The organism is Glycomyces buryatensis (assembly GCF_004912275.1).
GTDB classification, from domain to species: domain Bacteria; phylum Actinomycetota; class Actinomycetes; order Mycobacteriales; family Micromonosporaceae; genus Glycomyces; species Glycomyces buryatensis.
The window spans coordinates 26,750-40,063 of the sequence record NZ_STGY01000067.1 but is presented as its reverse complement, the minus strand read 5'-3'; the positions used below and the strand labels follow the sequence as shown (position 1 = coordinate 40,063).

Below are 13,314 nucleotides of genomic sequence, written 5' to 3'. Positions count from 1 at the left end.
ACCGCTCTTCGGAGGGAGGCCCGGCGGCGGCCAGGCGGCGAAGCTGAATGCATGACACAGCAAACCGCTCACAGGCCTGTCACCGGAAGGCTCGCACCCACCGCCGCGTTCCTCTGGTCGCTGCTGGCCATCGCCATCGGCCTTTGGCACCTCGTCGCCCCCGGCGAAGGCCCCTTCTCCCACGAGCTCTACCAACCGACCGTCCCGATCCCGGACTCGTTGCCGGCCTTCGTGATCCCGACCGCCCTCATGGTGGCGGGAGCCGCCGGCCTGATGCTGGCCCGAGCGCGGGCCGGCCTGTGGCCCGTCACCGCCCTGTACGCCATCGTGTTCGGGCTGCTCGTGGCCACCTCCAACCTCGTGGCCGCCGCCGGATACCTGGCCGCGTTCGCCATTCCGCTGCTGGTCTTCGTCCTCCCACTCCTGGTGGCGCGCAGGCCGATCACCCGGATCGTCGCCTTCGTCGCCGAAGCCGCCGCGCTCGCGGCCCTATTCGCCTTCGGCCCGGTCTCGATCGGCGTGGCCGCTGAAACCTTCGGCAACGTCGCCAGGGCATTCGTGGACCTGGCGCCCCACCTGCTCGCCCAGGTCTGGGCCGGGGCCGGCGGGGTCATCTGGGCCGCGCTGACGGTGCGGACCCTGCGCCGACGCTGGACCAAGCTCGGCGCCCCCGCCTGGCTCGCCCCCGAATCCGCGATCCGCTGGGGCAGGGCGGCCGCCTACATCGCCGCCGCCTGCGCGCTTCCCTACGGACTCTTGCGCCTGACCTGGCTGACCCCGTGGCCGCTCCTGTCTCCGTCCCCGGGCGAACTCGAGGCCGACCCCGGCATGCGCATGTGGGGCCTGTTCCTCGGCTTCGCGTGCCTCACCGGCGGCGTGCTGTGCCTCGGAATGACCCAGCGGTGGGGCGAGCGCTGGCCCGTGTGGATGCCCGGCCTCCATGGCAAGCCGGTCCCTCCGAAGATCGCGATCATCCCGGCCACCACGGTCGCCGCCCTGTTCACGATCGCCGGAGTCTCCCTCCCGGTGATGGCGATCCGGCAAGGCGAGCCCCTACTGGCGCTGGCGTTCCCGTTCTACATCTGGGGCCCGGCGCTCGGCGCGGCAACGCTCGCCTACGCGATCAAGCGCGGCGTCGTCCAGCCGCTGACGAACTGATCCGCAGGAGTCACGATTCATGCCCACGATTCGCGATTGGCACAATGGCCTCATGCGAATGCTCGCCCCGCTCTGGTCCCGGGCCACCTATCGAGGGTGGATCTGGCTCATCCTGGGCGGGGCGCTCATGATGCCCTACATGATGGTCGGCGCCCTCGTCCACAACTGGATGTATCCCGAGTCGGGCCTCGACGGCATCACCCACCCCGGCGTCTACCTCGCGGTACTTCCCCTGGTGGCCGCCAGCTCGCTGCTGCTGCCCGACCGCGAGGTCGAGCGCACCGCCGCCCGCCGCCTCCTCGGCTCCGAGTTCGACTCCCCATTGGACGACGAGTCGTGGAACTCGCGCTGGCGCACCGGCTGCTGGTTCACCCTCCACGCTGCGATCGGCGGCCTCCTCTCGGGTGTCACGCTCGCGATGGTCCCGTTCGCGTTCTACTTGATGTACCGGGGAGTGTTCCCGGTCGAGGACGACCCGCTCCTGGCGCTGGGCTGGCCCGTCGGATGGGGCCTGCTGCTCGGTCCGCTCCTAACTGCCGTCCTCATCGGACTCGTCGCCGCCACTGCGGCGGGCATGCGGCGCCTCGCTCCCAGGCTGCTCGGGCAGGGCGCGGCCGACCGCCTGTCCGCCACCAGGGCCGAGGCCGCACGACTGGCCGCTCGCAATCGCATCGCCCGCGAACTGCACGACTCGGTCGGCCACGCCCTTTCGGTCGTGGTCGTCCAGTCGGATGCGGCCGCCCGCGTCATCGACGCCGACCCCGCCTTCGCCGCCCGGGCCATGGCCGCGGTCGGCGAGACCGCGCGCGACGCGCTGGCCGAGCTCGACGCCGTCATCGGCGCCCTCCGCGAGGACCGCGAGGCCGACCGCGTCCCGCAGCGCGACCTGACCGACCTGGAGGCGCTGGCCGCGGAGTCCGGCGTCGCCGTCGACCTGGAAGTCTCGGGGGAGCGGAGCGCATTGGGCCGCTTGGCCTCACGTGAGACGTACCGAATCGTCCAGGAGGCGCTGACCAATGTGCTGCGCCACGCCGACGAGGCCCGGGCGACCGTGCGGATCGACATCGGCGAGCGCGATGCGAGGATCGTCGTCACCAGTCCCGCCGCCCGCCCGACGCGATCGGGCCGGAACGGTCGGGGGCTGATCGGCATGAACGAGCGCGCCGCCGTGCTCGGCGGCACGGTCCAGACCTCCCGGGAGGACGGACGCTGGATCGTCCGCGCCGCCGTCCCGCTCGAAACGACCACCGGAAAGGCCGACAATGACTGAGCCGCTGCGCATCGCCCTGATCGATGACGAGGAGCTCATTCGATCCGGGTTCGCCGCCATCATCGGCGCCGAACCCGACCTGGAGGTCTGCGCCCAGGGCGCCGACGGCGTCGACGCGCTCAATATCGCCCGATCCGGGAGGGTCGACGTCCTGCTCATGGACGTGCGCATGCCCAGAGTCGACGGCATCGAGGCCACCGAGCGGATCACCGCCGAACTGGCCGAGCGCCCGAAGATCCTGGTGGTCACCACCTTCGACAATGACGATTACGTGTGGCAGGCGCTACGCGCCGGCGCCGACGGGTTCCTGTTGAAGCGCACCAAGATCGAGGACCTCCTCGCGGCGGTGCGGCTGGTCGCGCGCACCGACGCCGTGCTGTTCCCCGAATCGATCCGACGCCTGGCTGCGGCCACGGCCAAGCGGTCCGAGGCCCACCCGGGCATCGCGGACCTGAGCGAACGCGAGCGCGAGGTCCTCCAACTCGCCGCCAAGGGCATGTCGAACACGGAGATCGCCGAACGCCTGTATCTCGGCCGGGAGACCGTCAAGACCCACCTGAGCAGCGTCTACACCAAACTGGGAGTCCGTGACCGCACCCAGGCGGTCATCGCCGCCTACGACTCCGGCCTCGTCTAGAGCCCTTGAACCCCTAGAGCCGTTCTCGTCGCCCCGCCGGACAGCGCGTCGGCTCGGCGCCCTCTTCAGTCGTCCTCGCCTGGAGGTCCGTGCCGCCGCTCGGCGCGCAGGGCGGCCCAGTGGCGGAGTCGGCGGCCGATCTCCGCTTCGTTTCCGTTCGCGGTGGGGTGGTAGTAGATCTCGCGGTCCATGTCGTCGGGGAAGTAGTCGGCGCCGGAGAAGCCGTCTTCGGTGTCGGGGTCGTACTGGTAGTCCGCGCCGTAACCGAGGTTCTTCATCAGCCGCGTCGGCGCATTGCGGATGTGCAGGGGCGGCATGAGGGACCCGGTCTGGCGGGCGCTCTGCATCGCGGCCCCGAGGCCGCGGTAGACGGCGATGGACTTGGGGGCGGTCGCGAGGTAGACGACGGCTTGGGCGATCGCCAGTTCTCCCTCGGGGGAGCCGAGCCGTTCGTACACGTTCCAGGCGGCCAATGCCTGATGGATCGCCTCGGGGTCGGCGATGCCGACGTCCTCGGAGGCGAAGCGGACGATCCGCCGGGCGATGAACAGCGGGTCCTCGCCGCCGTCGAGCATCCTGGCGAGCCAGTAGAGCGAGGCGTCGGGATCGGAGCCGCGCATGGCCTTGTGCAGGGCCGAGATGAGGTTGTAGTGGCCCTCCTGGGACTTGTCGTAGAGCGGGGCGCGCTTCTGGATCTGCTCGGCCAGACCGGTCGTGTCCAATGGGCCGGTGCCCTCGGGGAGCGACTGGAGCTGTTCGACCATGTTGAGCAGGTAGCGACCGTCGCCGTCGGCCATGGCGATGAGGGAACCGCGCGCGTCGGCGTCGAGCGGCACGAGGCGGCCGGTGTCGCTCTCGGCGCGGGCCAGGAGGGTCTCCAACGCGGCGGTGTCCAGGCGGTTGAGGACGAACACCTGGCAGCGCGACAGCAGGGCGCCGTTGAGTTCGAAGCTGGGGTTCTCGGTCGTCGCCCCGACGAGCACGATCGTGCCGTCCTCGACGTAGGGCAGGAAGCTGTCCTGCTGGGCGCGGTTGAAGCGGTGGATCTCGTCCACAAACAGCAGCGTGCCCTGGCCGACCTCGTGCCGGTGCTGGGCCGCCTGGAAGATCTTGCGAAGATCCGCGACGCCGGAGAACGTGGCCGACAGCGGCTCGAACACCAGGTCGGTCGCCTCGGCGAGGAGCCGGGCGATCGTGGTCTTCCCGCACCCGGGCGGGCCCCACAGGATCGTTGAGACCAGCTTGCGGCGCGCGACCATGCGCCCCAGCGGCGCGTCGGGGGCCAGCAGATGCTGCTGACCCACCACCTCGCCGAGTGTCCGCGGACGCAGCCGGTCGGCCAGGGGCCGGGGCGGCTCGTCGCCGAACAGCGGCAGCACCGGCTCGGTGCTTCCCATCTATCAGCCCTTCACTCGAAGCGGTCCCCTGCGTTGCGGGGGCTCTGGTGGCAATGGTGCCCGAGGGGACCGACACAACGCCTCGAACTCGACGCAAAACGGCCGACCGGTGCAATCGAGGTCGCGCCGCCGAATCGGCGGCGCGACCTCGTGCGGTTCAGATTCCGGAGTAGGCACCCCGGCCGCTCCCTGAAGGTCTCGTGCCCGAGTCGCGGCGGCGTGCACGGGCCGGACTCAGGCCATGGCCTCGCGGACCTTCGCGGTGTCGACGAACTGCTCGAACCGGACAATCAGGCCGCCGCGCACGGTGAAGTGGTGGGCGACGCGCACGTCGATCGGTTTGCCGGTGGCCTGGTTGGTCGCCGTGTAGCGGGCCAGGACCACGACGTTCTCGCCGTCGACCACGTAGGTGTCGTCGTGGGCGGTCCAGTCGGTCCAGTCGGCGCCGAGCCGTTCCATCACGTTCGCCGTGACGCCCTCGGGCGTGCGGTAGGTGCCGGCGAGCGGGAAACCCGCCATCTCGGTCCACTCCACATCGGGTGCGAGGGTGACCCGCAGCGCGGCCAGGTCACCGGCGGCCGAGGCCAGGTATTGGCGCCGGACGACATCTCTCGGGGCCGTCGAGGCCGCGAAGTCGGTGTCGGTCAGCCCCACGCCATTTCACCCTTCGCGACCTTGCCGCCGATCTGGGCGGCGACGAGCAGTTCGGCGTCGGGGTGGCGCTTGACGAGCTCGGCCGTGACGGCTGCGCCGTCGGCGGCGTTCTTGAGGACCTCCTCGAACTCGTTGAGGTAGTCGCGGGTGTACCGAACCGCCGCGACGGTGGCGTCGGCGCCGGGCGCGCGGTGGCCGGGGACCACCAGGGCCGGGTCGAGGGCCTCGATCTCGTCGAGCACGCCCCGCCACACGGAGCGGGCGTCGGTGTCGGTGTCGGCGGTCCACACGTGCTGGCCGGAGAAGACCAGGACGCCGCCTACGACGGCGCGCAGGTCGGCCTGCCACAGGTAGTGCCGGTCGGCCAACCCGGGGACGCCGCCCTTGAGCTCGAAGCGGCTGCCTTCCAGGACGATGTCGTCGTCGAGGACCTCCAGGTCGACCAGGCGGGTCGGCAGGTTCGTCCCTGCCGAGGCCCAGGCCTGGAGCTTGCCCTCGTAGGAGTGCTTGATGTGGTCGATGACCGGTGCGGTGGCGACGAAGCGGGCATTGGGGAAGGCGTCCGCGAGGACCTCGGCCCCGAAGTAGAAGTCGGGGTCGCCGTGGCTGACGTAGACGGTGGTGAGGGACTTTCCGGAGTCGAGGATCTCGGCGACGAGGCGGTGCCCGTCGGCGCGGGTGAAGCCAGCGTCCACCAGCAGCGCTTCACTCTCGCCGGTGATGAGGGTGGCGGTCTTGGCCTTGTTCCCGGCCGGGAAGTCGAGGTCGAAGATCTTGATTTCCGGTGCGTTCATCGTTGCTCCTCGCAAGGTGACTGCTGGCCTCGCACGACGCGAAGCCGCTTTGTCTGATGCAACAGTATCTGACCAGTCAGATATTTCCGCTCGCTCAGATAGCGATTCAGATCACGTCGATTAACGCATGCGTCCGATGCTGTCGCGGGCGGAATGGCTGAGAATCCGCAGGTCGTCGGCGAACTGGCGGCGGTGGTCGGCGGGTAGAGGCTCCAGGAAGTAGCGCTCGATGTTCGCGGTGTGCACGCGGGACGCCTCGACGGTCTTGGTCTCGCCCGCCGCAGTGAGCCGCACCAGGCGGCCGCGCCGGTCGCCCGGGTTGGCGACGCGCTCGACCAGTCCAGCGGCCTCCATGCGATCGATCAGGCGGGTCACACCGCCGGAGGTGAGCACCTGGGCGCGGCTGATCTCGCCCATCGACTTTCCGGCGTCGCCGACGCGCGCCAGGATCAGCAGCACCTCGAACATGAGGTGGGTGATGCCGCATTCCTCCTCGATGGCGCGGCCCAGCAGGTGTTCGAGCCGGTTCGCGGCCCCGAGGAGTCGTCCGAACGCGAGCACGTGCTCATTGCCGGCGGCCTCCTCGGCCGTCCTGATCTCCTCGCCCACCCATGCCCCCATTCACCAGCCCCCAAGATACGACAACGGGTGAACGCGACCCTTCTGGGAGCGGAACTCCCGCTCTGACTGCGCCTTGGCGATCTGCCCAAGGAGCGAACGCCGCGCTCTGCCGGTCGACACTCCTCGGTCCATGGTGCTATGGTTAGTTAGTCAAGTAATGAACCACTGGACCAATGCACCGGTCCACGATGCGAAGGAGGCGAGATGTTCGATGACGGCGCACCGATCTATCGGCAGATCGCCGACCAGATCAAGGCCGAGATCATGAACGGCTCACTCGAACCGGGAGGCAAGGTCATGTCCACCAACCAGTACGCGGCCTTCTACAAGATCAATCCGGCCACGGCGCAGAAGGCGTTCCGGGATCTGGTCGAAGAAGGCGTCCTCTACAAGCAGCGGGGCGTCGGCATGTTCGTCGCCGAGGACGCCCGCGAGAAACTCGCCGGCGACTTCCGGGCCCGCTTCTTCGACGACGTCCTGCAACCCCTCATCCGCGAGGCCCGCCAGGCCGGAATCTCGCTGACCGACATCATCGACTACCTCAAGACCCAGGAAGGCGTCCTCAAATGAGCTTCTCCGTGTCCCTGCGGGACGTGACCCTCAAGTACCGCGACAGCGAAGCCCTGTCCAATGTGAACCTCGAACTCGAGGCCGGCAAGATCCACGGCCTCCTGGGCCGCAACGGCGCCGGCAAGACCACCCTGCTGAGTCTCCTGGCCGCCTTCCGCAAGCCCACCGCCGGCACGGTCCTGGTGAACGGCGGACCGATATGGGAGAACGCCGAGATCGTCTCCCGCGTCGCCCTCATCCGCGAAGGCGGCGACTTCGACGACAGCGACACCGTCAAGAGCAGCATCGAGACCGGCGAGATCCGGCCCTCCTTCGACCGCGACTACGCCCTCAAACTGGCCGACAAGTTCGAACTGCCCCTGAACAAGAAGGTCCGCTCCCTCTCCCGCGGCAAGCGCTCGGTCCTGGCCGCCATCTGCGGCCTCGCCGCCCGCGCCGAACTCGCCATGTTCGACGAGGTCCACCTCGGCATGGACGCCCCCACCCGCGACGCGTTCTACAAGGAACTCCTCGCCGACTACATGGATCGCGAGCACACGATCGTGTTGTCCACGCACCTCATCGACGAGGTCGCCAACTACCTCGAGGAGGTCGTCATCCTCGACCGCGGCAGCGTGCTCCGCCACGAGCCGGTCGAGGCCTTCCAACGGATGGGCGCCACCCTCACCGGACCGGCCGACGCCGTCGACGCCGTCGCCGTCGGGCTCGAGGTCCTGGCGGAGCAGCGCCTCGGCGGCACCAAGAGCGCCACCGTCACCGTCCTCGACGCCCCGACCCGCGAGCGCGCCGCCGCCTCCGGCATCGAGATCGGGCCCGTCGGCCTCCAAGACCTCTTCATCCACCTCACGAGCCCCGAACGCGATGGAGCGTAACGATGTCGGCCACCAAGACCCTCCAGCTCCCGACCCGCCGTTACTGGCTCGGCCCGGCCCTCACCTGGGAGGCCCTCAAGTACTACCGCTACTGGTTCGTCGCCGCGATCGTCCTGTCGGCGCTGTTGCCGTTCCTGGTCTCGTTCTCCCGGGACATCGACACCTCGACCTGGTCCTACACCGCGAACATCGGCGCGATCTTCACCGCCATCGTCGCCGGGGGCTTCCTCTACTCCCTGGCTCCGAGCTTCATCGCCAACAGCCTCACCCGACGCGAACTCGTCGTCTCCTTCGGCCTCTTCGGACTCACCTGGGGACTGTTCTGCGGGGCCCTGGTCTTCGCCGGGCTGGTGGCCGAACACGCCTACTACGGCGCGATGGGCTGGACCCAGAGCATCGAGTACTCCGGCGAGCTCACCGTGATGGCCTCCTTCGGCCAGGCGGCCGAGCATGGCGCCCTCTACCTGCTGGCCTACCCGCTGTACTTCCTCGGCGGCGCCATCATCGGCGCCGCCACCTACCGCTGGGAAGGCACCGGCTGGCTGATCGCCTTCCCGGTCGCCGTGGTCGTCATCGGCCTCACCGACGCGCTGTCCCGCACCGTCCCGACAGGCCCAGACTGGCTGCGGTTCGTCACCGAGTACGCCCAGGGCTGGGGGAGGGGAGCCGTCCTGGCCGCCTTCGCCGCGGCGCTCGTGATCGGTGCCGCGATCGGCTACCGGCTCCTCATCGACATCCCGGTCCGCGCGAAGAAGGCCTGACCCATGAGCGCCCGAACCCTCTCGCTCCGCGGCCGCCGCTACGCACTGGGCGCCCAGTTCACCGCTGGAGCCTTCAAGTACTTCGCGTGGTGGATCCTCGCCGCGACGGTCATCGCCACGGCGGCCGGACTCATCGTCGCCGCGTACGGCTCCCAGGCCGCCCACTCCGGATGGTTCTACGCCGCCAATGCCGCCAAGTTCTTCACCGCGTTCATCGGCGCCGCGTTCGTGGTCACTCTGATGCCCATCCTCGTCGCCCAGGGCCTCACCCGCCGTGAATCCGCCGTCTCCTTCGGCGTCTTCGCGCTGCTGTGGTCGGCCGGCGTGAGCGTGCTGTGCTCCGCCGGCTTCCTCGCCGAGCACGCCTACTACCGCGCCCTCGGCTGGACTCAGACCGTCAACGTCGACGGCGCCGACCACGCCATCGACTCGGTCGGATCCGCCTTCGGCGCCACCGCGACCTACCCGCTGTCCTACCTGATCTACTTCCTCGGCGGCGCGATCATCGGACTGTGCTGCTACCGCTGGGAGAGCACGGGCTGGCTCAGCGTCGTCCCCGTCATCCCCATCGGACTCGCCGTCGACAACGGCCTCGCCGTCTCCGGGCCGTGGGGGCCCGGCTGGCTGCTGGCCCTGATCGGCGTCACCGACGACCTCCCCGCCGCGGGCGGCATCACCCTCGCCGTCGCGGCAATCCTCCTGGGCGCCTGGCTGTTCCGCGGCATCCTGCTCGACACACCGATCCGACCTAAGAAGGCCTGACCATGAGCACCGTTCTCGACAACCGCCGCTACCGCTACGGGCTGCGCATCTTCACCGACGTGGCACGCTCCAGCCGCTACTGGATCCTCGGCGCGCTCTTCCTGTGCACCGCGGCCACGGCCGTCACCGCCCAGATCTGGCCCGGCGCCGACTTCAGCATCTGGGGCGTCGCCGTCTCGATCCTCCAGTGGTTCCCGGCCGCCCTCGGCGGCGTGTACCTCTTCACCATGCTGCCGATCATGATCTCCCTGGGCCTCACCCGGCGCGAATTCACCGTCGCCTTCGCCGTCTTCGGCATTCTGGCCGCGCTCGCCTCGGCCCTGATCGCGATCGCCGGCGCGCTCGCCGAACACGCCGTGCTCGAACTCGTCGCCGAACCCCTGAACACCTGGGGCGGCGACTTCGCCGCCGGGGCCCGGTACCTGATGATCGCCCCGATCTACACCCTCGGCGGCATGGCCGTCAGCGCGCTCACCATCCGCATCGGCAACGGTTCGGCGCTGTTGGCGGCCCCGCTCGTGCTGGCCGCGCTCATCTACGCCGGAACCCTGATGATCGAGTTCTTCGAGGTCACCGTCAACGCCCATGACTGGACGTTCGCGGCCTGGATCGGCAGCGGCCTGGTCGCCCTCGCGGCGCTCGCGGCGGTCTACACGCTGTCGCTGCGTTCGGTCCCGATCCGGCCGAAGCGGGCGTGAGACCATGGGCGCGCTCGCAGCACAGGTGCCCGCCTGGGTCGCCGTGCTGGCCGCATGCGGGGCGGCAGGGCTGGTGGCGGGCCTGCTCCTGGCCACAGGACCGGCCCCTCCGTCCAAGGCCCGGACGTCTCAGAAGACGCCGCGCGCCACAACTGGCGCCGACCCCTCTTGCGAGCCGCGCGGCGAGTGCGACACTGGTAGACGGCCAGTTCAAGCGTTGAGAGGTCAGCACATTGTCGATCCAGCCCATCCGCATCTTCGGTGACCCGGTCCTGCGTACGCCCGCAGAGGACGTCGACACCTTTGACAAGGAACTGCGGGGCCTGGTCAAGGACCTGCTGGACACCATGCGGGACGAAGGCGGGGCGGGGCTCGCCGCGCCGCAGCTGGGAATCAGCAAGCGGGTCTTCTCCTTCGATGTGGACGATGTCATCGGCCACATCATCAACCCGGTCCTCGAATTCCCCGACGAGGAGGAGCAGGACGGTCCCGAGGGCTGCCTGTCCCTTCCCGGCCTGTACTTCGACACCATCCGCCGCCAGAACGTCGTCGCGAAGGGCTTCAACGAGTACGGCGACCCGCTCCAGATCGTCGGCACCGGCATGATGGCCCGCTGTCTCCAGCACGAGACCGACCACCTGGACGGGATCATCTTCATCGACCGGCTCGACTCGGATCGCCGCAAGTCCGCGATGGCCGAGATCCAGGCCCAGGACTGGTATAACGAGGACGTCAAGGTCAAGGTCACACCGCACGACAGCAAGGGCGTCTTTTTCAAATCATGAGGATTGTTTTCGCGGGCACCCCCGAGGTGGCGCTGCCGACGCTGGAGGCGCTGCACGCCTCGGCCCATGAGATCGTCGCCGTGTTGACCCGCCCCGACGCCCGTGTCGGACGGGGCCGCAAGCTCTCGCGCTCGCCCGTCGCCGCCTGGGCCGACGAGCACGGCATCGAGGTCCTCACCCCGGCCAAGCCGCGCGAACCCGAATTCCTGGACCGCCTGCGGGAGCTCGACGTCGACGTCGTCCCCGTGGTCGCCTACGGCGCGCTCGTCCCGCCCGCCGCGCTCGAGATCCCGCGCCTGGGCTGGATCAACCTTCACTTCTCGCTGCTCCCGGCCTGGCGGGGCGCCGCCCCCGTCCAGCACGCGGTGCTCGCCGGCGACGCCATGACCGGCGCCTGCGTCTTCCAGCTCGAAGCCGGCCTGGACACCGGGCCGATCTTCGGCCGGCTCACCGAGCCGATCGGCCCCGCCGACACCTCGGGGGACCTGCTCGAACGCCTCTCGATCGCCGGAGCCCTGTTGACCAGGGACGTCGTCGACGCCCTGGCGGACGGCCTCCTCCAGGCCGAACCTCAGCCCGAAGACGGCGTCTCCCTGGCCCCCAAGCTCTCCGTGGAGGACGCCCGCGTCCGCTGGGCCGACCCGGCCTTCGCCGTCGACCGCCGCATCCGCGCCGTCACCCCCGCACCCGGCGCCTGGACCGAGTTCGACGGCGCGCGCCTGCGCCTCGGCCCGGTCACCGTCGACCCCGAAGGTCCCGCCCTGGAACCCGGCGAAGTCGCCGTGTCCAAGCGGGCCGTCCACGTCGGCACCGCCACTGACCCGGTCCGCCTCGACCAGGTCCAACCCGCCGGCAAAAAGCCGATGGACGCCGCCGCATGGGGCCGCGGCCTCCAGACCGCGAAACCGAGCCTTGTATGAGCCGCAATGAATCCGGCGACCTGAACACCGGCGTATCGGCCCGACGCGTCGCCTTCGACGCCATCCGCGCCGTCTCGGCCGAGGACGCCTACGCCAATATCGTGCTGCCGAAACTGCTGGCGCATGAGCGCATGAGCGGCCGCGACGCCGCCTTCGCCACCGAGCTGACCTATGGGACCCTCCGCTGCCTCGGCACCATCGAGGCGATCCTCACCGCCGCCTCCGGCCGCGACCTCGACGGCCTCCAGGCCGACCTGGTCGACGCGCTCTGCCTGGGCGCCTACCAGATCCTGTACACCCGCGTGCCCGTCCACGCCGCCGTCTCCACCACCGTCAGCCTCGTCAAGGCCGCCGTCAGCCCCCGCGTGTCGGGCCTGACCAACGCCGTCCTGCGCAAGGTCGCCGCCCGCGACCTCGACGCCTGGGTCGACCGGCTCGCCTCCGGCGACCGCCTCGGTGACCTGGCCCTGCGCCACGCGCATCCGAAGTGGATCGCCGAGGAGTTCGACGCGGTCGTCGGCCCCGACGAGACCGCCGCCGCGCTCGCGGCCGACAATGTCGCCCCGCCGGTCCACCTGTGCGCCAAGCCGGGACGCATCGAGCAGAGCGACCTGGCCGCCAAGGCCGACGGCAATGTCGGCCGCTGGTCGCCCTACGCCGTCTACCTGCCAGGGGGCGACCCCGGCAAGATCAAGGCGGTCGCGGTCGGCCGCGCCAGCGTCCAGGACGAGGGCAGCCAGCTGGTCGCCGCCGCCCTCGCCGCCGCGCCCCTGACCGGGACCGACAAGACCTGGGTCGACCTGTGCGCCGGACCCGGCGGCAAGACCGCGCTGCTCGGAGCGCTCGCCTCCCAGCGCGGCGCCCGCGTCGACGCCGTCGAGATCCAGGCCCACCGCGCCGAGCTGGTCACCAAGGCCGCCAAGGGGCTTCCCGTCACCGTCCACACCGGAGACGGGCGCACCTACGGCACCCCCGGCAGCGCCGACCGCGTCCTGGTCGACGCGCCCTGTTCGGGACTGGGCGCGCTGCGCCGCCGTCCCGAGGCGCGCTGGCGCAAGCGCCGTACCGACATCGACGGCCTCGCCATCCTGCAGCGGGAGCTGCTGGCCGCCGCGATCGAGCTGGTCCGGCCCGGCGGGGTGATCGCCTACGTGACCTGCTCGCCCGCCCCCGAGGAGACCGTGGAGGTCGCCGCCGGTGCGCTCAAGCGCCCCGACGTCGAGCTCCTCGCGCCGGTGTCGATCACCGAGAGGGTTCCCGATTCCGAGCGGGACGGTTTCGTGCAGCTGTGGCCCCACCGCCACGGCACCGACGCGATGTTCCTTGCGCTGCTGCGAAAGACCGCTTAGTCAGTCTGACTCGAAGGCTCTCACGCCGCCGTACCCGAATGCGGTTCAAGTTCGCCATGCTCTGGC

The 13,314-nt window shown here is 70.1% G+C and carries 15 protein-coding genes; 11 read left to right on the top strand and 4 right to left on the bottom strand.

Going from position 1 to position 13,314, the window contains the following annotated elements; translation table 11 throughout:
- The first annotated feature begins 51 nt into the window (after nt 1-51).
- From FAB82_RS18545 to FAB82_RS18535, 3 genes are read left to right on the top strand one after another with little or no spacing between them, the layout of a single operon-like run.
- Entirely contained in the window at nt 52-1,158 is a 1,107-nt protein-coding gene (locus tag FAB82_RS18545) for a hypothetical protein (protein ID WP_136536034.1), read from the top strand.
- A gap of 19 nt (nt 1,159-1,177) precedes the next feature.
- Nucleotides 1,178-2,428, top strand: a complete 1,251-nt coding sequence (locus tag FAB82_RS18540) for a sensor histidine kinase (RefSeq protein ID WP_136536033.1) — start codon at nt 1,178-1,180, stop codon at nt 2,426-2,428.
- Nucleotides 2,421-3,065 carry a response regulator gene (locus FAB82_RS18535; protein WP_136536032.1) on the top strand — a complete coding sequence of 215 codons (645 nt, stop codon included), beginning with the start codon at nt 2,421-2,423 and terminating at the stop codon, nt 3,063-3,065. Before FAB82_RS18540 ends, FAB82_RS18535 begins: the two co-directional genes overlap by 8 nt.
- Before the next feature lie 65 nt (nt 3,066-3,130).
- On the opposite strand, the gene FAB82_RS18530 is transcribed toward FAB82_RS18535, so the two are convergent.
- From FAB82_RS18530 to FAB82_RS18515, 4 genes are all read right to left on the bottom strand, one after another.
- Nucleotides 3,131-4,462 (bottom strand): replication-associated recombination protein A, encoded by a 1,332-nt coding sequence (locus FAB82_RS18530; protein ID WP_136536031.1) that lies wholly within the window; start codon nt 4,460-4,462, stop codon nt 3,131-3,133.
- Between the two features lie 234 nt (nt 4,463-4,696).
- Nucleotides 4,697-5,116, bottom strand: a complete 420-nt coding sequence (locus FAB82_RS18525; protein WP_136536030.1) for a nuclear transport factor 2 family protein — start codon at nt 5,114-5,116, stop codon at nt 4,697-4,699.
- Entirely contained in the window at nt 5,107-5,910 is an 804-nt protein-coding gene (locus FAB82_RS18520) for an MBL fold metallo-hydrolase (RefSeq protein ID WP_136536029.1), read from the bottom strand. The genes FAB82_RS18525 and FAB82_RS18520 overlap by 10 nt, the downstream gene beginning before the upstream one ends.
- 120 nt (nt 5,911-6,030) lie before the next feature.
- The gene (locus FAB82_RS18515; RefSeq protein WP_136536028.1) at nt 6,031-6,531 is read right to left on the bottom strand and encodes a MarR family winged helix-turn-helix transcriptional regulator; all 501 of its coding nucleotides are present in this window, start codon (nt 6,529-6,531) and stop codon (nt 6,031-6,033) included.
- A gap of 204 nt (nt 6,532-6,735) precedes the next feature.
- Between FAB82_RS18515 and FAB82_RS18510 the strand changes: the two genes are divergently transcribed.
- The 8 genes from FAB82_RS18510 (at nt 6,736) to FAB82_RS18475 (ending at nt 13,248) form a co-directional block, all read left to right on the top strand.
- Nucleotides 6,736-7,101: a GntR family transcriptional regulator gene (locus tag FAB82_RS18510; protein WP_136536027.1), complete on the top strand. Its 366-nt coding sequence runs from the start codon at nt 6,736-6,738 to the stop codon at nt 7,099-7,101.
- Complete coding sequence (locus tag FAB82_RS18505; RefSeq protein ID WP_136536026.1) at nt 7,098-7,973, top strand: ATP-binding cassette domain-containing protein; 876 nt, start codon at nt 7,098-7,100, stop codon at nt 7,971-7,973. The genes FAB82_RS18510 and FAB82_RS18505 overlap by 4 nt, the downstream gene beginning before the upstream one ends.
- 2 nt (nt 7,974-7,975) lie before the next feature.
- Nucleotides 7,976-8,734 (top strand): hypothetical protein, encoded by a 759-nt coding sequence (locus tag FAB82_RS18500; protein WP_136536025.1) that lies wholly within the window; start codon nt 7,976-7,978, stop codon nt 8,732-8,734.
- 3 nt (nt 8,735-8,737) lie between these two features.
- The gene (locus tag FAB82_RS18495) at nt 8,738-9,496 is read left to right on the top strand and encodes a hypothetical protein (protein WP_136536024.1); all 759 of its coding nucleotides are present in this window, start codon (nt 8,738-8,740) and stop codon (nt 9,494-9,496) included.
- A gap of 2 nt (nt 9,497-9,498) precedes the next feature.
- Nucleotides 9,499-10,194, top strand: coding sequence for a hypothetical protein (locus FAB82_RS18490; protein ID WP_136536023.1), 696 nt, complete (start codon nt 9,499-9,501; stop codon nt 10,192-10,194).
- 233 nt (nt 10,195-10,427) lie between these two features.
- On the top strand, nt 10,428-10,979 hold the full coding sequence (gene def / locus FAB82_RS18485; protein WP_136536022.1) for a peptide deformylase: 552 nt from the start codon (nt 10,428-10,430) through the stop codon (nt 10,977-10,979).
- The gene (gene fmt, locus FAB82_RS18480; RefSeq protein WP_136536021.1) at nt 10,976-11,899 is read left to right on the top strand and encodes a methionyl-tRNA formyltransferase; all 924 of its coding nucleotides are present in this window, start codon (nt 10,976-10,978) and stop codon (nt 11,897-11,899) included. Before def ends, fmt begins: the two co-directional genes overlap by 4 nt.
- Entirely contained in the window at nt 11,857-13,248 is a 1,392-nt protein-coding gene (locus tag FAB82_RS18475) for an RsmB/NOP family class I SAM-dependent RNA methyltransferase (RefSeq protein ID WP_425461591.1), read from the top strand. Before fmt ends, FAB82_RS18475 begins: the two co-directional genes overlap by 43 nt.
- The last annotated feature ends 66 nt before the right edge of the window (nt 13,249-13,314 follow it).